The organism is Devosia epidermidihirudinis (genome assembly GCF_000971295.1).
GTDB classification, from domain to species: Bacteria; Pseudomonadota; Alphaproteobacteria; order Rhizobiales; family Devosiaceae; genus Devosia; species Devosia epidermidihirudinis.
Window position 1 is genome coordinate 110,738 of record NZ_LANJ01000001.1, and the last position, 18,097, is coordinate 128,834.

At 61.7% G+C, this 18,097-nt stretch carries 20 protein-coding genes and 2 tRNA genes; 12 read left to right on the forward strand and 10 right to left on the reverse strand.

Annotation, left to right across the window (positions count from 1 at the left end):
* The first annotated feature begins 101 nt into the window (after nucleotides 1-101).
* From WH87_RS00505 to WH87_RS00520, 4 genes are all read left to right on the forward strand, one after another.
* Entirely contained in the window at nucleotides 102-989 is an 888-nt protein-coding gene (locus tag WH87_RS00505) for an amino acid ABC transporter permease (protein WP_052726224.1), read from the forward strand.
* Complete coding sequence (locus WH87_RS00510) at nucleotides 986-1,801, forward strand: amino acid ABC transporter ATP-binding protein (protein WP_082092420.1); 816 nt, start codon at nucleotides 986-988, stop codon at nucleotides 1,799-1,801. Before WH87_RS00505 ends, WH87_RS00510 begins: the two co-directional genes overlap by 4 nt.
* A gap of 59 nt (nucleotides 1,802-1,860) precedes the next feature.
* Nucleotides 1,861-2,778, forward strand: coding sequence for a transporter substrate-binding domain-containing protein (locus WH87_RS00515; RefSeq protein ID WP_046137764.1), 918 nt, complete (start codon nucleotides 1,861-1,863; stop codon nucleotides 2,776-2,778).
* Between the two features lie 78 nt (nucleotides 2,779-2,856).
* Nucleotides 2,857-4,227 (forward strand): NtaA/DmoA family FMN-dependent monooxygenase, encoded by a 1,371-nt coding sequence (locus WH87_RS00520; protein WP_046137763.1) that lies wholly within the window; start codon nucleotides 2,857-2,859, stop codon nucleotides 4,225-4,227.
* 79 nt (nucleotides 4,228-4,306) lie between these two features.
* On the opposite strand, the gene WH87_RS00525 is transcribed toward WH87_RS00520, so the two are convergent.
* Nucleotides 4,307-4,381: transfer RNA gene (locus WH87_RS00525), tRNA-Gln, on the reverse strand.
* Between the two features lie 171 nt (nucleotides 4,382-4,552).
* Here WH87_RS00525 and WH87_RS00530 point away from each other — a divergent pair.
* The 5 genes from WH87_RS00530 (at nucleotide 4,553) to WH87_RS00550 (ending at nucleotide 7,547) form a co-directional block, all read left to right on the forward strand.
* Nucleotides 4,553-4,629: transfer RNA gene (locus WH87_RS00530), tRNA-Pro, on the forward strand.
* 319 nt (nucleotides 4,630-4,948) lie between these two features.
* On the forward strand, nucleotides 4,949-5,581 hold the full coding sequence (locus WH87_RS00535) for a sugar transferase (protein WP_052952294.1): 633 nt from the start codon (nucleotides 4,949-4,951) through the stop codon (nucleotides 5,579-5,581).
* 31 nt (nucleotides 5,582-5,612) lie between these two features.
* On the forward strand, nucleotides 5,613-5,825 hold the full coding sequence (locus tag WH87_RS00540) for a hypothetical protein (protein WP_046137761.1): 213 nt from the start codon (nucleotides 5,613-5,615) through the stop codon (nucleotides 5,823-5,825).
* 119 nt (nucleotides 5,826-5,944) lie between these two features.
* Complete coding sequence (locus tag WH87_RS00545) at nucleotides 5,945-7,255, forward strand: hemolysin family protein (RefSeq protein WP_245622276.1); 1,311 nt, start codon at nucleotides 5,945-5,947, stop codon at nucleotides 7,253-7,255.
* A 91-nt stretch (nucleotides 7,256-7,346) separates the two neighbouring features.
* The gene (locus WH87_RS00550) at nucleotides 7,347-7,547 is read left to right on the forward strand and encodes a hypothetical protein (RefSeq protein ID WP_046137759.1); all 201 of its coding nucleotides are present in this window, start codon (nucleotides 7,347-7,349) and stop codon (nucleotides 7,545-7,547) included.
* A gap of 91 nt (nucleotides 7,548-7,638) precedes the next feature.
* Here WH87_RS00550 and WH87_RS00555 read toward each other — a convergent pair whose 3' ends face one another.
* Both WH87_RS00555 and WH87_RS00560 read right to left on the reverse strand, forming a co-directional pair.
* Nucleotides 7,639-7,947 (reverse strand): DUF1344 domain-containing protein, encoded by a 309-nt coding sequence (locus tag WH87_RS00555; RefSeq protein WP_046137854.1) that lies wholly within the window; start codon nucleotides 7,945-7,947, stop codon nucleotides 7,639-7,641.
* A 350-nt stretch (nucleotides 7,948-8,297) separates the two neighbouring features.
* Nucleotides 8,298-8,609, reverse strand: a complete 312-nt coding sequence (locus WH87_RS00560) for a hypothetical protein (RefSeq protein ID WP_046137758.1) — start codon at nucleotides 8,607-8,609, stop codon at nucleotides 8,298-8,300.
* 258 nt (nucleotides 8,610-8,867) lie between these two features.
* On the opposite strand from WH87_RS00560, the gene WH87_RS18680 reads away from it, so the two are divergent.
* Entirely contained in the window at nucleotides 8,868-9,710 is an 843-nt protein-coding gene (locus WH87_RS18680) for a (2Fe-2S)-binding protein (RefSeq protein WP_052726222.1), read from the forward strand.
* Here WH87_RS18680 and WH87_RS00570 read toward each other — a convergent pair.
* Together WH87_RS00570 and WH87_RS00575 are read right to left on the reverse strand one after the other, a co-directional pair.
* Nucleotides 9,707-10,381, reverse strand: a complete 675-nt coding sequence (locus WH87_RS00570; RefSeq protein WP_046137757.1) for a spermidine synthase — start codon at nucleotides 10,379-10,381, stop codon at nucleotides 9,707-9,709. The genes WH87_RS18680 and WH87_RS00570 overlap by 4 nt on opposite strands.
* A gap of 73 nt (nucleotides 10,382-10,454) precedes the next feature.
* Nucleotides 10,455-11,066 carry a biotin transporter BioY gene (locus tag WH87_RS00575; RefSeq protein WP_046137756.1) on the reverse strand — a complete coding sequence of 204 codons (612 nt, stop codon included), beginning with the start codon at nucleotides 11,064-11,066 and terminating at the stop codon, nucleotides 10,455-10,457.
* A 94-nt stretch (nucleotides 11,067-11,160) separates the two neighbouring features.
* On the opposite strand from WH87_RS00575, the gene WH87_RS00580 reads away from it, so the two are divergent.
* Nucleotides 11,161-12,072, forward strand: coding sequence for an MBL fold metallo-hydrolase (locus WH87_RS00580; protein ID WP_052726221.1), 912 nt, complete (start codon nucleotides 11,161-11,163; stop codon nucleotides 12,070-12,072).
* On the opposite strand, the gene WH87_RS00585 is transcribed toward WH87_RS00580, so the two are convergent.
* From WH87_RS00585 to pdxH, 4 genes are all read right to left on the reverse strand, one after another.
* Nucleotides 12,069-12,869, reverse strand: coding sequence for a DUF1499 domain-containing protein (locus WH87_RS00585; RefSeq protein ID WP_046173207.1), 801 nt, complete (start codon nucleotides 12,867-12,869; stop codon nucleotides 12,069-12,071). The genes WH87_RS00580 and WH87_RS00585 overlap by 4 nt on opposite strands.
* 88 nt (nucleotides 12,870-12,957) lie before the next feature.
* Nucleotides 12,958-14,088 carry a M48 family metallopeptidase gene (locus WH87_RS00590; protein WP_052726220.1) on the reverse strand — a complete coding sequence of 377 codons (1,131 nt, stop codon included), beginning with the start codon at nucleotides 14,086-14,088 and terminating at the stop codon, nucleotides 12,958-12,960.
* On the reverse strand, nucleotides 14,088-15,290 hold the full coding sequence (locus tag WH87_RS18685; protein ID WP_052726219.1) for a DUF898 family protein: 1,203 nt from the start codon (nucleotides 15,288-15,290) through the stop codon (nucleotides 14,088-14,090). Before WH87_RS18685 ends, WH87_RS00590 begins: the two co-directional genes overlap by 1 nt.
* 62 nt (nucleotides 15,291-15,352) lie before the next feature.
* Nucleotides 15,353-15,976, reverse strand: coding sequence for a pyridoxamine 5'-phosphate oxidase (gene pdxH / locus WH87_RS00600; RefSeq protein WP_046137754.1), 624 nt, complete (start codon nucleotides 15,974-15,976; stop codon nucleotides 15,353-15,355).
* Nucleotides 15,977-16,094: 118 nt separating this feature from the next.
* On the opposite strand from pdxH, the gene WH87_RS00605 reads away from it, so the two are divergent.
* Nucleotides 16,095-17,030, forward strand: coding sequence for a DnaJ C-terminal domain-containing protein (locus WH87_RS00605; RefSeq protein WP_046137849.1), 936 nt, complete (start codon nucleotides 16,095-16,097; stop codon nucleotides 17,028-17,030).
* Nucleotides 17,031-17,145: 115 nt separating this feature from the next.
* Here WH87_RS00605 and WH87_RS00610 read toward each other — a convergent pair whose 3' ends face one another.
* The gene (locus WH87_RS00610) at nucleotides 17,146-18,081 is read right to left on the reverse strand and encodes an L-threonylcarbamoyladenylate synthase (protein WP_156167857.1); all 936 of its coding nucleotides are present in this window, start codon (nucleotides 18,079-18,081) and stop codon (nucleotides 17,146-17,148) included.
* Between the last annotated feature and the right edge of the window lie 16 nt (nucleotides 18,082-18,097).

The following is an 18,097-nucleotide window of genomic DNA, read 5'->3' on the forward strand; positions in this document are numbered from 1 at the left end:
CGGTTTCTCGACTCCCGACGGCCCCATACCCTACTAATTTGATCGACTTAACGACGCGTATTGCACCGTGTGATCCGCGCCCCTTCTGCGTGGATCAAGTTTTGGCCGAAGCCTCCTCCAATATCGTTGATTTTCAGGCTCTTCCGCTGGAGGATCGCCCGGTCGAGCGCCCCGCTGCGGGTCTCCAGCGCGTGCTTCGCGAGGGCAGCGTGTGGCTGCTCGCGGGCCTGTTGGCGGCCTATGCCGTCTGGGGCATCGCCACCAATTCCGCCATGCGCTGGGATTCCATCGCGCGCTTTCTGACAGCGCCGATCATTCTGCAGGGCTTGCTCACCACCATCGTGATCGCCGCGGCCGCCGCAGTCGTTGGGCTGGCGGGTGGCCTTGTCATTGCACTGATGCGCATGTCGTCCAATCCGCTGATCCGCACACTGGCCATCGGCTATCTCGGCCTGTTCCGCGCCGTGCCGCTGCTGGTGCAAATTCTGATTTGGTACAATTTGGGAACGTTCCTCCCGCAGCTGGGCATTGGCATTCCATTCACCGGAATTGGGCTTTACGGCGATACCAACGTTATCCTTAGCCCCTTTGTCGCCTGCCTCGTTGCGCTCGCGCTCAATCAGGCAGCCTATATGGGCGAGATCATTCGTGGCGGCCTGCTTTCCGTGCAGCAGGGCCAGATCGAGGCAGCGATTGCTTTGGGCATGACCCGCGCCAAGGCCTTCCGCCGTGTCGTTGCTCCACAAGCCGCCAAGTCCATCATTCCCCCGCTCGGCAATGATCTGATCAATCTGCTCAAGGCCACTTCTCTGGTGTCGGTCGTCGGCGTTGGCGATCTGATGACCCGCGCGCAGGGCATCTACGCCAGCAATTACCAGGTCATCCCGCTGCTGATCGTGGCGAGCATTTGGTATCTGCTACTGACCATCGTCATCACGCTGGCGCAAGGCCTGCTCGAACGCCGCTTTGCTGCAGGAGTGGCACGATGAACTTTGCAACACCCGAATTCCGCAACGCTTCCGCCGTGCCCGCCCTGATCCGCGTCCGAAACGTGTCGAAGTCCTTTGGGACAAACCGCGTGTTGGACGATGTGAGCCTGGACATCCGCAAGGGCGAGGTACGCTGCATCATCGGGCCATCCGGTTCCGGCAAAAGCACCCTGCTCCGCTGCCTCAATGCGCTGACCGATTTCGACAGCGGCGCCATCGTCCTCGATGATACCCGCATCGGCTACACTGAGCGCGGTTCGGTGCTCAAGCCATGGACCGGGCGCGAGGCCGCCAATTTCCGCCGTCGGGTCGGGCTCGTCTCGCAACACGTGAACCTGTTTTCGCATCGCACCGTGCTCGAAAACGTCATCGAAGGTCCGGTTCAGGTTCTCGGCACGTCGCGCGCCGTAGCGGTGCGCGCCGCCAGCGATCTGCTTGCCCGCGTCGGCCTTGCCGACAAACACGACAGCTATCCGAGCCAGCTTTCGGGCGGCCAGCAGCAGCGCGCGGCGATCGCCCGCGCGCTCGCCATGGACCCAAAGGTCATGCTGTTCGACGAGGCCACCAGCGCGCTCGACCCCGAGCTTGTCGCAGAAGTCCTCGGCGTCATGCAGGCTTTGGCCAGCGACGGCATGACCATGGTCGTCGTCACCCACGAAATGCGCTTTGCCGAAGAGGTGGGCGACACCGTGGCGGTGATGGAGGCCGGTCGGATCATCGAAGACGGCACCGCCAGCGACGTGTTCTCGCGCCCGCGCCACCAGCGCACCGTGGATTTCCTCAAAGACCATTCCGGCTTCCGCACCGCCTAGCCGGCAATACCAGCACCTGCATGGGGAATTGTCCCCATCTTGCCAAGAAAGCCCCTGACGTGACCAAGTTCTCGCTTATCACCAACACCCTGCGCGCTGCCGGCCTGACGCTCGCCCTGGGCACTGCTCTGTTTGCTGCCCCAGCTTTTGCTGACGCGGCAAGCGACGCTGCCCGCGCCCTGCTCCCTGCAAAGATCCGCGATGCGGGCGCGCTCAATGTTGGCGCCTCGACGGTTTACGCGCCGCACTCCTTCTTCAAAGAAGGCACCACCGATTTCACCGGCTACGAAATCGACCTGTTCAACGAAGTCAGCGCCATCCTCGGCCTTAAGCCAAACTACACCGAAGCGCCGTTCCAGCAGCTGATCGCTGGCGTGAAGTCGGGCCGTTCGGACGTCTCATTGGGCGACCTTGGTGACAACGACCTGCGCCGCCAGGAAGTCGATTTCATCGACCACACCCGCCTGACCTTCCAGCTGCTGATCGATGATGCCGAGAAGGACAATATCAAAACCGTGTTCGACCTGTGCGGTCGCGACCTCGGTATCGTTCAGGGCACCACCAACATCATCTTCAAGGCACTGGCGCAGTGTGAAACCAAGGGCCTGAAGCCAGCCAACTTCATCGAATTCCCCGATGCAACCGCGAAAGATCAGGCCATCCAGTCCGGCCGCCTGCCGCGCGCCGACATTTCGGCCACCGCCGTCGGCCGCTACCGCGAAGCCGCGGGCCTCAACCCCGGCCAGATCCTGATCCCAGCGCCAGAACTGGGCGATCTCTACATCGGCTTCATCGTCGACAAGGGCAACACCGAGCTGGCCAACGCCATTGAAGCGGCCCTCAAGATCCTGTTCGAAAACGGTCGCTACGCGGAAATCCTGGCCACTTACAACATCTCGGATCTCAACCTCGACGCGCCCGGTGTGAACATTGGCCAGAACGCCTCCAATTGGGTTCAGCCAAAGCCAAAGAGCTAAGCGCTCAGCTTCGCGACCACGACAACAGGGCGTCGGCTTCGGCCGGCGCCCGCTGACATTTCAATCGGTACCAAGACCATGCCAAACGCCCGCCCCGCCGACCTCGACAAGATGAACATCGCCGTCCTCGTTTCGGGTGGTGGCAATCACCAGGGCGCCTGGCGCCGCGCGGGCAGCAATATCGAAGCCGCCAACACGCCGGGGTTCTACGTCGATTTCGTCAAGGCTGCTGAGGCCGCCAAGATCGACGCAATCTTTTTTGCCGATATTCCGAGCCTGGCGCCCAAGGCGCTGGCGAGCGGCCCCGTGCTCAATGCCTTCGAGCCACTGGTGCTGACCTCCTACCTTGCGGCCCTCACCAGCCATATCGGCCTTGTCTCAAGCGTCTCGACCAGCTTTTCCGAGCCCTACACCATTGCCCGCCAGTTCGCCTCGCTCGACCGCGCCTCCGGAGGCCGTGCTGGCTGGAACATCGTGACCTCCGCCACAGGCGAAAAGAACTATGGCAGCGCCCCGCTGCCCGATCAGGATGTGCGCTACGCGCAAGCGGCCGAGTTCGTCGAAATCACCAAGCGGCTCTGGGATAGCTGGGATGAGCAGACCCTGCGCATCAACCGCGCTACCGGTGAATTTGCCAACAATAATGACGTCCGCGCCACCGACTTCCACGGTAAGTTCTTCGACGTGGCTGGCCCTCTCAACATCCAGCGCCCACCGCAGGGATGGCCGGTGCTGTTCCAGGCCGGCGCTTCGCCGATCGGTCGCGCCTTTGCCGCTGAAACCGCCGAAGGCATTTTCACGGCGCAGCAGACGCTCGAAGACAGTCTCGATTTCGCCCACGACATGCGCGCTCGCGTCGCCGCAGCCGGGCGCGACGCTCGCCGCGTCAAAATCCTTCTCGGCATCACGCCTATCATCGGCGCCACCGAAGCCGAGGCCAAGGCCGTCGAACGCGAGCTTGGCGAGTTCATCGACATCGCGGCCTCGCGCCGCAAGCTCAACAGTTACATGCCCGGCGTCGATCTGACGCCGCTCGATCTCGACAAGCCCATTCCACGCGACATCCTGCCGGATGTTTCCGCTGTTCAGGGGCGCCAGAGCCGTTACAAGATCTTCGCGGACCTCACCCTCAACGATGGTTGGACGCTGCGCGAGCTCATCAAGCTCACTGGCCGCTCGGATGGGCACTGGACCGTCACCGGCAGCCCCGAGCAGATCGCCGACCAGATGGCCGACCGCTTCCTTGCCGACGCCTGCGACGGCTTCGTTGTCATGCCCACCTTCCACCCCGAAGGCTCAGGCCTGTTCTTTTCCGAAGTCGTTCCAATCCTTCAGGACCGCGGCCTCTTCCGCAAAGACTACGAAGGCACCACCCTACGCTCCCACCTCGGCCTCGATATCCCCGCCCGCGGCACATGGAGCCAAACCGAAGTACGAGCGGCGCAGTAATGCGCCGCTGACACCCGTGGCAAAATCAAACCCAGCCGTAATCTTACGACTTCCGATCAGGCGTCACAAATAAAGGAAATGGCTGGGGTACTAGGATTCGAACCTAGGAATGCCGGTACCAAAAACCGGTGCCTTACCGCTTGGCGATACCCCAACTGGAGCCGGTTCCTACACGGTTTAATACTGCTTCGCAACACGCTGTACGACGAACAAAAACCCATATCGCACTGCTTGAACGAGGTCCCGCTGGCCGATATAACGCGTCGAGACGCGATTGGCGGCCTACGCTGCCTTTGCTAGGACAAAATCAGCATCGCGATCCTGACGGAGTATAGCGCAGCCTGGTAGCGCACCTGCTTCGGGAGCAGGGGGTCGAGTGTTCGAATCACTCTACTCCGACCAATGAAACCGGGTGTCTCCGAGTTTTCGGCGGCATCCGGTTTTTCTTATCCCGCCATGGTTGTTTACTTCGAGCGTCAGCGCTCCCTGATCGTCGTTCTCGCTCGAAGTTCAATGATGAATGTAAAAACAACATAGCTTCGAGCGCTTATTTAGGAGAAGCTATCGACCGGAATGAACTGTTTGCATCGAGAACCACGCAGGCGAGCGCGATAGGCGCCCCCTTTTGGGTAGTGATGTCCAATTGCTAGAGACGAAAGACGACGCTCCCACCACGACGCTGCACTCTGGTCTTCCACTTTTGTGGCGCAATGGAATGCCAATGCCCCCAAGGCTTGGTGCCTCGGGGCGGTACTTTGAGGCGCTCAAGCGCAGCATGGATATCGTTCTATCGACCGCTACATTGGTCGGGCTTTTCCCCGCACTGGTCATCATTGCGAGCACAGTCGCGTTTACCAGCACGGGGCCCATCTTCTTCCGTCAACCGCGCGAGGGGCTGAATGGGAAACTGTTCACGATCTACAAGTTCCGTAGCCTCTATGTCGACCGCAGTGATCTGTCGGGCCTGAGCCAGGCAGTCGATGGCGACCCCCGCGTCACTCCCGTTGGCCGCTGGTTGCGCCAAACGAGTCTCGACGAATTGCCGCAACTGCTCAATGTCCTGAAGGGCGAGATGTCGTTGATCGGACCGCGTCCGCATGTGCCTAATATGTTGGCGGCGGGAATGCGCTATGACGAGCTCGTCCCCTACTATGATCTTCGGCTCAGCGTTCGGCCCGGACTGTCTGGTTGGGCGCAGGTCAATGACCTTCGAGGACCGACAACCGACGCAGAGCGGGCCAAATCTCGAGTTGACCACGACCTGGCCTATGTCCAGAACATGTCGTTCGGACTGGACTTAAAGATCCTGTGGCGGACAGTCTCTGACGAAATCCTGCCTTTGGGTATGCACTGACCCTCCTCGAGTATATAGCCCAAAATCATTCATGCGCCGTATTTCAGATCATCAACTTCATATCCTCAGCGTCGTCGCCAAACATGAGCGTATCTGTATTGGACTGCCGGTTGACGCCGAGTGGGCACCCATTGCTGCGGAATTGCGCACGTTGGCGAAGTGGCGTTTTCTGGTGGAAGAAGCCACAGATGATGGGCCGGCCTATACTGTTTCGGCCGACGGCCAAGCCAAGCTGGATCTCTAACCTCCTCGATCCAAACCGGTCCGGATGCTATTTTTCGCCCGCAACCCCTTGAGCATGGCGGGGTGTCTGGTGATTATGTCGCCCCGCTCGCAGGGCGAGCCTTAGTGTAGGAGCCAATCTTGAACGTCTGGGACATCGTCGGCATCGGCGCGATTCTGCTGCTGGTTGCCGCCAACGGGTTTTTCGTCGCCGCCGAGTTTTCTCTCGTCGCCGTGCGGCGCAGCCGTGTGACCCAGCTTGTTCAGGATGGTGCTGCAAATGCCAAGCCATTGCAGCACGCCGTGGAAACGCTGGACTCGCATCTGGCGGCGACCCAGCTGGGCATTACGCTGTCTTCGCTGGCTTTGGGCTGGGTGGGTGAACCCGCCCTCGCCCATCTGATCGAACCGCCACTTGTCTTCGTTCTCGGCGAATATGCGGGCCTTGCATCTCACGCCGTGGCCGTTGCCCTGGCCTTCGTGGTCATTACCATGCTGCATATCGTGGTTGGCGAACTGGCCCCGAAAAGCCTCGCCTTGCAGCGCAGCGAGGCAACGGCATTGGCCGTGGTGCGTCCACTCAATTGGTTCCTTGTGGTTTTCCGTCCCGCCATCGTCGTGCTGAACGGCATGGGCAACATGCTGCTGCGGGCAGCGGGGCTCCGCCCCGCCTCAGGTGAAGAACAGGTCCACTCTGCTGAAGAAATCGAACTGCTGGTTGCCGAAAGCCAGAAGGCTGGTGTGGTCGACGCGTCTCAACAAGAGGCCGTTGCCCGCATTTTCGACATCGGCAATCATGACGTACGCTCGATCATGACCCCGCGCCATGAGATCGACTGGATCGACATCCAGTCCGACGCCGATGAAATCCGCAAGTCCCTGCAGGAAAGCCACCACCGCCAGCTGGTTGTTGCCGACGGTATAGTGGACGAGCCGGTGGGTGTGGTGTCCAAGAAGGACATTCTCGAGCAATTGTTGGCCGGCGGCAGCATTGACGTGAATGCGGCGCTCAAGGAACCCCTCTACGTTCTGGATACCGCACGGGTGTTCCCGGTGCTGGAGAAATTCAAGGCGCAGCCGGTGCGCATCGCCCTTGTCGTAGACGAGTACGGCCAGCTGGAGGGTATTGTCACCCAGAGTGATCTGCTCAATGCCCTGGCCGGTGATCTGGCGGATGCTGATGATCCCACGGATGAAATCGGTGAAATCGACGGTGTCCTGACCGTTGATGGCAAATACCCGATCTCGGATCTGCTCAACCACCTTGGCCTGCCCGATGGCCCGCGTTCCTATCATACCGCTGCGGGGATGGTTCTGCATCACCTCAAGCGCATACCCAATGTGGGCGACAGCTTTTTGTCCGAGGGCTTCCGGTTTGAAGTGAGCGCGCTGGATCGCCACCGCGTCGCGTCCATCCGGGTGCATCGCGAACCGACCACCCGGGAGGAATAGAACGCACCAACGGGCGCTGATCACAAAATACATTGGCGCTTGGTAGTTCTGGTCAATTGCGCTCTAGTTCGACCAGCAAGGAGAGCTCGACATGTCCATGGAACTGGCCTGGAAAGGCGCGCTGGCGTTGGTGGGATGTATTGCGGCCGCCTATATTGGCCAGGCCGTCGTCGGTGGTGGCGCAAGTGGCTGGATCGCGACCGGCGTCATCTTGGTCGCCACCTGCGGGCCATTGCTTAAGGCACTCTACGATCGGCGGAAGGTACGCTGCTCCTGTCCACACACAAAATAAGCCCCGCCGCGACAAGCGACGGGGCCGTGTTGAGACTAGGCTTCGCCAAGGGGAGGAGCGTAGTTGACGCCCGCCTACCCTTGTAGGCGGTCTAGCCGAGCGTCACACTCGTTGCGTCATATTCAGTGCCCTTCATCTGCCACTTGACGGTGACTTTACTGCCCACCTTAAGGCCGGGATCCTTGAAGGTGGCTGGCAAGATATAGGTCTTGCCGTTGCCGAGGGTGATGGTGTGTTTGGTCAGATCAAACGACTTGATCGTGTCGCTGACCGACTGAGGCGTTGCAACTGCCGCAGCAGGCGCTGGCGTCACTGCTGGGGCGGCGGCGCCCGCAGCCATAGCCAGGCCTGAGGAACCCAGAACCAGTGCGATGGCAGCAGGTACGAGGAATTTGCGCATTTGTATCTCCACGAACATCCGGCGCTGTTGGCCAGACATATGCGATGCTTTCGGACGGCGTCGCGTCGCCACTCGCTTAGGAGTTGGCCGGCACCGTTCAAGCCCGCGTTCATAGTATTGGGATCGCCGCATAGCCTTCTCAACTAAAGGATATTTAATTCTGAGAGACTGGAATTCCGCCCAAATGGGCGCGCTTTTGCACGGCCTGCGGCGCAATTTTGTCAAAGGTCTGGCAACGCCTTGGCAACTTGGCGATATGGCGTGACGGCGCTGACGGCGACCTCAAAGCCGGGCTGAAATTCGGCTACGCGCCACAATTGCCCTTCGGGCGAATTACGATGCCCGCCCCATCAAAGAGACTCAGCGACGTCTTGCCCACGCCTCTGCGCCGCCGCTGACCGGCTCAGCTTGGGAAAAGCCTTCGGCCAATAACCACCGTTATCCAGGATAACGCGAAAACGATCATCCCTGCTGGCGTGGATTGCCTCCCAGATCAGCAGCATGAAACTGCCGTCCTCTGGCGTGTGGCCCTCCGACCGGACAAGCCGCCCGTCGGGCCTATGCTGGACAATAGCGCCATGCAGTAGCCCCTGCTCGGCATACAGCACCAGCGCCGTCTCTCCCGGTCCGAGCTGTTCGATTTCAATTTCAACATACATCATTGCCGTGCACCCGACTTTGCTCCGAGGCGGACGAACAAATCCTGTGCTGACAAAACTGCAAAATAGCTAAGTGGGTCATCAGGAAATGTCCTGACTCGATAATTGCGTTGAAAACCTATCCGATTACAGCGCACCGCAACGCATTGAACAAACAGGATAATTTCTATCCAGTTTAGACTCATTACAACCTAAGCCATTGATCCATATTTGACTTTGGCGAAACCTGCGCCTAACTCGGGCCAAATACGCAGGTGCAGCATGGCCGAGACAGCAGCCACATTTCCGCTTGAGCAGTTTGTTCAACCCGTGCTCGGGCTTGATGATATGTGGCTCGCCGTGGGGACGGGCATCGCGGGCTATGTGCCGCTCACCGAGGCGACCTCCCAAAATGCGCAGGCATGGATGGACGCGGTAGGGAGCTGTTCGACCGATACGCTGGATGCAAAAGCGCGAGCCGCCTATCTCGTAGGCTATGTTGCCTGGGCCTTCGCGCATTGCATTGGCGGCATGCGTCTCAACGGCCTCGGTGTACCTTCGTTGAACGTCAGTGCCTTTGCCGTGCTGCATGAGCGTTATGGCTGGGAAGAGGACGGGCTCACCGGTTTTTCTACGCGCTTCAGGACTTGCCTGCTGGCCCCGCCAAACAGCCACCGGACAGTGCTGGATACCGATGGGGTCCGCGCGCTCATCGTCGCCGCCCATACCCCGCTGATCGAACATCTCGCCGCTCTCACCAAACTCGGGCGCAGTGCGATGTGGCGGCTGGTCGCCGACTCTGTCGCGGCGGCCTGGCTCACCATCGGCAAAGAAATCGGTCGCGCGGCAGACGCCATGGACGACGCCGATGCTATCCTCCGGTTTGCGGGGTCTCCCCTCTCCAACAAGCAGACCGGGTTTATCGAAATCACCCTGAAGGATGACGCCGATCCAGGTCGTGTGCTGAACAGCGCATGGTTTCGCGCGCGGGGTGGGTGCTGCCGCTATTACACCAGCCCGGAGTCCGAGGGTAACTACTGCACCACCTGCGTCCTGCGGACGCCTGAATCGCGCGACCGGCGACTGGTCGACTATCTGCGCCGCATTGCGACCGAAGCCGCCTAGGGCTTTTTGGTCGCCAGCCAGATGTGGTGGCGTGAGCCACCCTTACTGCCACGCGCGCGCACCCGCGCCTCTTCCACGGCAAAGCCAGCCGTCGTCAGTCGGCGCGTGAACTGCTCGCTGGGATGCGCCGACCAAACAGCCAGCACGCCACCATCGCGAAGCGCCTTCAGCGACTTGCGCAGGCCCGCCACCGTATACAGCTTGTCATTGGAGGCCCGCACCAGCCCGTCGGGGCCATTGTCCACATCGAGCAGGATGGCGTCATAGGCGTTGGGCTGCTCCAGCATATTGCCGACGTCGCCCTGCCGGATGGTCAGACGCGGGTCGGCGAGACTGTCGCCATGCACCTCTGCCATCGGCCCGCGCGCCCAGGCGATTACCTCCGGCACCAGTTCGCCCACGGTGATTTTTGCCTCAGGGGGCAAAATGGCCTGTGCCGCGCGCAGGGTGAACCCCATGCCCAGCCCGCCGATCAGCATGTGCGGCTTCGGGCGCGTCGCAATGCGCTCCCAGCTCAGGCTTGCCAGCGCTTCTTCCGAGCCGCGCTGGCGGCTGTTCATCAGCTCATTGGTGCCAGCCATGATGGAGAATTCGCTGCCGCGCTGCATCAGGCGCAGTTCGCCTTCGCCACCGGGCACGGTTGCAGCGTCGAGGAATACCCAAGGGATCATGGCAGCGTGTTCTCTTGTTACAAAAGCAAAGGCCGGCCACAGGGGCCGGCCTTCAAATTCGATTGCGGATCGCTTAGCGCTTGCGCAGCAGCGACCATGCACCGGTAACGGTGAGGGCAGCCAGAGCCATCTTGAGGATGTCCCAGACCACAAATGGCTGGATCGCGCCGGCAAAGGCCGAGCCAACAACATTGCTCTGGTCGACCCAGCCAGCCTGACCGGACATCACCAGCAGCCAGGCAAAGCCCAGCACCAGCAGCACGGCATCGCCCAGCAGCATCGCACCGAACAGCGCCAGTGGCTTACCCGATGCGCCACGGTCGGCGGCAAAGCCGATGATCGCAGCCATGACGAGGAAGCCGATGAGGAAACCGCCGGTTGGGCCGACGAGGTAAGCCAGGCCGCCGCCGGTCGCGAAGACTGGCAGGCCGAAGGCGCCTTCGAGCAGGTAGAGCGCGACTGTCGCAACGCCGATGCGCATGCCAAAGGCCGCTGCAAGCGCTGCAATGGCGAAGCCCTGCAGGGTGACTGGAACGGGCCAGACTGGCACGTTGATCTTGGCGCAGATGGTGATGAACAGCGTGCCGAGCACGACCGTCGCGAGGTTGGACGCCAGTTTGGCAGCATCACCCTTGGGCTGGAAAATACCAAGGAGCGTGTTCGGCGTGGTCAAAGTCACTGCCATTTCATACCTTCCATGCTTATCTGAAACGGCATCCCTTCCGGGACACGCGTCAGTTGTACTGGCAACTTCTTAGTCTCTCGGCAATGTGAGCGCAATGGTATCGCCCATCCCCACCCTCAGCTTTGACACCAGCTTTTCGTCGCAAACGGGGGTGCCCGTGTCGCTCGCTGACGGTCTGGTGCGCATCACAGCGCCAAACGCCAGCGCCTACACCTTCACCGGCACCAACAGCTTTCTCATTGGGCATGAGCGGCTGGCGCTGGTCGATCCTGGCCCCAGCGACCCGGTCCATCTGGCGGCACTTAAAGCTGCTGTCGCTGGACGGCTGGTCGACGCGATCATCCTCACCCACACCCATCGCGACCATAGCGCACTGGCCACACAGGCCTCGGCTATCTTCAACGCACCGCTCTGGTTTGGTGGCCCGCATCGCCTGTCGCGCCCGCTGCGTCGATTCGAGCGCAACCCCCTGCGCAAATCCTGCGACTGGGACCTTGTCCCCGCCCGCACACTCGTTGATGGCGAAACGATCACAGCCGGGGACATAGCCGTCACCGTCCACACCACGCCCGGCCATTGCGCCAATCACCTGGCCTTTGGCATCGGCAACGACCTGCTCAGTGGCGATCACGTTATGGGCTGGAACTCGACACTGATTGCCGTGCCCGATGGGTCGATGGCGGACTATTTCGCCTCGCTCGACAAGGTCATCGCCCTGCCCTACGCCCGTTACATTCCGGCCCATGGCGGCGAAATCGCCGATGGCCCGGGATATGCCCGCGCCCTCAAGGCCCACCGCGAACTGCGGAATAGCCAGGTTCTGGACCAAGTGGCCAAGGGCGCGAGCACCGTGCCCGCCATTGTCAACGCGATTTACCCAACCCAGCCCCTACCGGTCCGCATGGCTGCGCGGATGACCATCACTGCCCATGTCGAATATCTGGAGGCGCTCGGCTTGCTCAAGGTGTCGCGAAGCCTATTCGGCACACGCATCGCACCAGCCTAGTCCGTCTCGGGCTGCTCTTCGATTGGCGTATTGGCGTCTGGGTTATCGCGCATCAACCCGGTCACCGCATCGTCGAGTGCGGTCAGAAATTCCTCGACGCGCAGGCCATTGTCGCCGAAGTCGTGCAGCGCATTGAGCGAGGCCGAGCGCATGTTGACCTCGGAATCTGTGGCGTTCCCCGTCACGCGGATCACCGCCTCTTCGCGCCACCCCACCAGCGTCACGATGCGCGCGTTGATCCGACCCGGCTCGAACTCGGCCGTTGGCTCGCGCAGCACGCGCACGTCCCACCCACGATCCTCCACCAGCTGCCGCACCAGCCCAAACGTCTGCGTCAGTCCCAAAGGATAGTCCCGCGTCTGCACATTGGGGAACACCCGCGCGATCTGCGCGGCGCTCAGCGTTTTGGGCTGCGGCATGGACATGGTCTGTGCGTCAAACACCAGCGGCATCTCCGCCCGGTCGGTGGTGTAAATGTCGGTCACGGCGGGATAGCGCATGGCGAGGCTGCCATACCAGACAAACGGCAGAAGCGCGACCAGCGACAGCGCCAATCCAATCAGCGCTTTGCTCCACCCCTGATCGCCGGTGAACCACAGCCGAGTCATTGCGACGAAGGCCGCGATCACGCCAAACAGCGCCACCAGTAGCGTCAGGCCCGCGACGAACATAAAGCCGTTGCTGGGCAGAATGCCGATGCGGTGCAGCAGCACCGAAATGACCACGAGCGGAATTGCCAGCGTGCCCAACCGGCGCGCCAGAATGGCCCACTTCGATGTCCGGATCAGTATGCGCACTGTACCGCCGTCAATTCATACAAATTGAACATTAGCCGCAAGGTATTGCCCGAGTTTGAAGATTTCGAGCCTTCGCCGTGCGACCCCGTCAGGGCGCGCCTGCGGGTCCGCACATGGCTTTGATTGCGGTCCATTCGGCTGTGGTAAACGGCGGCTCCAACCCCGTCGGGCGCATCTGGCCCAGTTTTTCCAGCGCAATGCGGCGGTCGCTGGTCAAGGGATGAGTGCTGAGCAGTGCCATGGCGCGAGCAAAGTCGTCATCCTCACCCACGCGCGCAATCAGCTCGGCCAGTCCCGCCGGGTGGAAATCCATCCGATTGGCCACTTGCGCCGCAAAAGCATCGGCCTGCCGCTCGGCATCGCGCGAGAACCGCGCATCAATGATGGTCGCCCCAAGACCTGCCGCGACGGAAATGCCGGTCAGATCTCCCAAAATGAAGCCGATCAACGCACCTGTCCCGGCCGTCGAGATCAGCTGCTCCATCCCGTGCCGATGAGCAACGTGCCCCACTTCATGGGCCAAAACGCCAGCGAACTCGTCCTGCGTCTCCGCCAGATCGAGCAGCGCTGAGAAGAAATACACCCGTCCACCGGGTAGCGCGAAAGCATTGGGAATGTCGGATTTGACGACACTGATATCGAGCGTAAAGGGCGAGCCCGAGCCCTCCATCGCCGCATTGCCGAAGCGCGTAATGGCGCGATTGGCGAGGCTATAGGGATCTGGATCGCAGATCTGCATACCATCGGTTAGCCCGAGCGCCGCTTCCATCTGCGTGCCCACCGTATCGCCTAGGCTTTCTTCCCAGGCCGGCGGCACCAGCCATACGAGCCGACTCGCCAGCAGCGGCACACCGATAAGATAGGCCCCAATCACCGAGGCCAGCGCCAGCGTCGCGGTGGCCGCGATGCGGACCTGCCGTCCGGTTTCCTCGCGGCGTTTTTTGGTCAATAGCGGGAGCGTCGCCAGCACCCGGGCCACGTTCTGTTGGCCCCTGACAACCACGCGCGCACCATCGGTCTGCCCATTGGCAGCCAGACGCAGCTCATCCTTGCGGCCATGAACGCTGTAGAGATCCGTCGCGTCCCAGCGTGTGATCTCCGTACCGTTCTCGGCATCCAGAATCACCAGGGCAGCCGTATCCACGAAGGACGCATATTCCAGTCCCACCGCCCGGCTGTCAGCTACAAACCCGTCATGATAGCGCGCTGCAATGGCCATCAATACGACCCCACATTGAGGGCATCCGCCAGCCCTTCGCCGGCCAGTGCCTTGTCCTCGGCGCGTGCACGCACATCGGTCAGGCTATCGAGACCGCTCACGCTGGCATTGCTGGCGATCAGCTTCCAATAGCCAAGCCCCAGGAAAAGCTCGCTCATCATCGTGAAGGCACCCAGCAGCAACAGATAGCCGAAGATGATTGCCGCCAGCGTGGTGAAACTTCCCTGCATATGCTGCATGAAAATCGCGAGGCTGAAGGTGCCGCCGGCAAAGGCATCGCCCGCGAGGGCGTTCAGCACAACAAAGCCGCCAATGGCCAGCACCACATAAGCACCAATCACAGCAAAACCGAAACGGATATAGGGGCCTAGCAGGCCAAACATGCTCACCCGCACCGTCAGCGCCGCCTGCCCCAGCCGCACGGCTGAGAACATTCGCGTCAGCTCGCGCGATTGATAAAACAGCACAATCAGCCCCACCGGCACCGCCGCCGCCAACGTCGGCACGATGCCGGAGAGATTGGTGATGGTGGTGCCGACGAAACTGCTCATCGCGACGCCCGTGCCGCCGATGACGGCGACGAGCACATAGCTGAGGTAATATGGCCCCGCGAGCTGCCTCCAGTGTCCAACAAAGGAGAATTGGCGATCACCGAACCAACTATTGGAATAGCGATAGCGCCAGAGATTGGCGGCCATGAGCGGGTAGATCAGTCCCAGCGTTGCGATCATCGCCAGCGACCAGCCAAAGCGGCGCAGGGCATAGCCCCAAGCGCTGCCTGCCTGATCGAGCCGAATGCCGCGCCATAGCGTACGCGACAGCCGGAAGTCGCGGGCGCGATAGATGGCATAGCCCATCATGAACCAGATCAGGATCGCCACGCCGCCATAGCCGATGACGGCAGCGTCGCTCGACAGCGTCGAGAGGTAGAAGAAGACAACATAGATCGGCAGGAAAATCGCCACCGCCATCAGGAAGCCGAGCAGCAGTTGGACCGCGTTGCCGGTATACTCCAGACAATCGCCACCGATTTCCGTATTGGACCAGTAAAAGCGCCGTTTCCAGCTGGTCAGCCAGAAACGATAGAGCCCGATAGTGGGCAACATGAAGCCATAGCCGCGCACCAAGGTGCCGCCGAGCTCGCGCCGCGTGCCCGTAAACACCACCGGCTCAGCCCGCTCCTCCGCTACACCCCAGACCATGCCCAATCTCCAAGCCTCATCAAGGTTTTATGCGAGGCGCGCGAGAATGGCTAGCACAGGGACTACGGGTAGAGGCGCGCGCTCACCCAGCCGTCACCGTCACGGGTAAATCGCACCCGGTCATGCAGGCGATATTCGCCGTCCTTCCAGAACTCGATGCTGAACGGCACGATGCGGAAGCCCGACCAATGGGCCGGACGGATCACGTCGCCTTCGCCAATCTGGGCCGTCAGCGTCGCCACCCGGTCCAGCAGCACGTCACGGCTCGCCAATGGCCGCGATTGATCCGAAGCAGACGAGGCAATCTGGCTGCCCTTGGCGCGACTGGCGAAATAGGCGTCGGCCTCCGCCGGCGACACCACTTCCACAGCTCCACGCACACGCACCTGCCGCCGCAAGCTCTTCCAGTGCATCACCATCGCGGCCTTTTGGTTGGCCAGGAGCTGGCCGCCCTTGGCGCTTTCGAAATTGGTGAAGAAGCAAAAGCCCCGCGCATCATAGGCATTGAGCAACACCATGCGCACATCAGGCAGCCCATCGCCATCAACGGACGCCAGCGCCATCGCATGGGGATCATTAGGCTCTGCGGCCTTGGCCAGCCCATACCATTCCTCGAACACGGCAAACGGATCGAGATCAGTGCGGTCGCCATCGTCAAACAGGCGTTCGGTGAGTGTCTGGAGCATGGCTATAGTCCCTTTGTCGGGGGGGGGTGGCGGAAAACTGGACAACGGGCAGGTCGGTCGCCATATAGGACGTGAAACCCGGGCCAAGCAACGGCCCTCATCTTTTCGAATGGAACAGATGCGCGATCCCTATACCGTGCTTGGGGTGCCACGTTCAGCGAGCGAAAAGGACATCAAGTCCGCCTATCGCAAGCTGGCCAAGAAGCATCACCCCGACCAGAACCCTGACGATCCCACGGCGCACGGCAAGTTTGCCGAGGCGAACAATGCCTATGAGTTGCTGAACGATGCTGAAAAGCGCGGCCAGTATGACCGTGGCGAAATCGACGCTGATGGGCAGCCCAAGTTTGGCGGCTTCAATCCCGGCGCTCAGCGTGGTGGACGCGCTGGCGGCGCAGGCGCTGGCTTTTCGGCCGAGGACATCCTCAAGGAATTCATGAGCGGCTTTGGCGGCCAGCCACGCGGTGGCGCCGGTCGCGGCCCCACAGGTGGCGCCCAGTGGGACCCGTTCGCAGGGGCCGCTGGTGGTGCCGGTGGCGGCGCGCGCATGAAGGGCGAGGACATCGTGGTCAACGCCACGGCCTCGCTCGAGGAGGCGCACAAGGCGGCATCCATCTCCGTGCGCATGCCTTCGGGCAAGGTGCTGGCGGTCAAGCTGCCCGAAAAGCTCGAAGAGGGTCAGCAGATTCGCCTCAAGGGTCAGGGCTCCCCCGGCATGGGCGAGTCCGGCGACGCTTTGGTCACGGTGCGATTCGCAAAATCCAAGCAGTTCCGCCGCGATGGCGCCGATCTGCGCACCGATGTTCCGATCGCGCTCTACGAGGCCGTTCTGGGCACCAAGATTCGCGTGCCGACGCTTGATGGTTCGGTGGAGCTCAACCTGCCGCCTGGCGTCGATACCGCCAAGTCCCTTCGCCTCAAGGGCAAGGGCCTCTACGGCGATGGCGATCTCTACGTAAACCTTAAGGTCGTCCTGCCTCCCGGCGGCGATCCCGACCTCGAAAGCCTGATGCGCTTCTGGCGCGACCAGAAGCCGTACAAGGTACGGGATTGATCTCACGACCTCGTCCTTCGACAAGCTCAGGATGAGGTCTACGGGTTGGCCAGCGTGCTACAAGTAGACCTCATGGTGAGCCTGTCGAACCACGAGGTCGTGCCACTCAGGCCGACTACTCCCGTGGCGCCGCAGCGCGCTCCAGCCGATCATTGATCGCCTCGCCCAGCCCCTCATTGGGAACTGGCGCCACGGCGATCATCGCCGCACCCACAGCATCGAGTTCATGCAACATCGAGAACAGGTTCCGCGCCGCCTCGCGCAGATCACCTGACGGCGAGAGGTTCCGCGATGGCCCTGCAAACGCCGGCCCTTCACCAAAGCCCAGATAAGCCTCACCCGCCACCGGCACGGCGTTCAGCCGCATCAACGCATTGGGCGCATAATGGCTGGTCAGCATGCCCGGCGCAGTGATGGCAGCATTTTTCTCGGCGACGTCGACCGGCACCCCGATCGCGGCTTCAATTTCCTCGCGCGACACAGCGCCAGCGCGCAATTGCACCAGCCGGTCGCCATCGACACGCACGATGGTGGATTCCACCCCTGCCCGGCATGGCCCGCCATCGATCACGGGAACGCGCCCGGCAAAGCCCAGCCGCACCTGATAGGCAGTGGTTGGCGACAGCCGCCCCGATGGATTGGCAGACGGCGCAGCCAGTGGCCGACCGACTGCCGCAATCAATTCCAGCGCCACCGAATGATCGGGAATGCGGATCGCCACCGTATCGAGCCCTGCCGTCGCCACATCCGCCAGTCCGTTGCCGGGCCTCGCCGGCAGCACCAGCGACAGCGAGCCGGGCCAAAGGGTTGCGGCCTTGCGGGCCAATGGCGAAAACTCGGCCAGCGTCTCAGCCATGGCGAGATCGGCGCAGTGGATAATCAGCGGGTTAAAGCGCGGCCTACCCTTGGTCTCGTAAATCGCCAGCACTGCATCCGCATTGGTCGCGTCCCCGCCCAGGCCATAGACCGTTTCGGTGGGAAAAGCGCAGAGCTTGCCCGCGCGCAACAGCGCGGCGGCTTCGGCGACAGTTTTCGGTTCAGAATGGGGCATATCGGCGCTCGGGTTC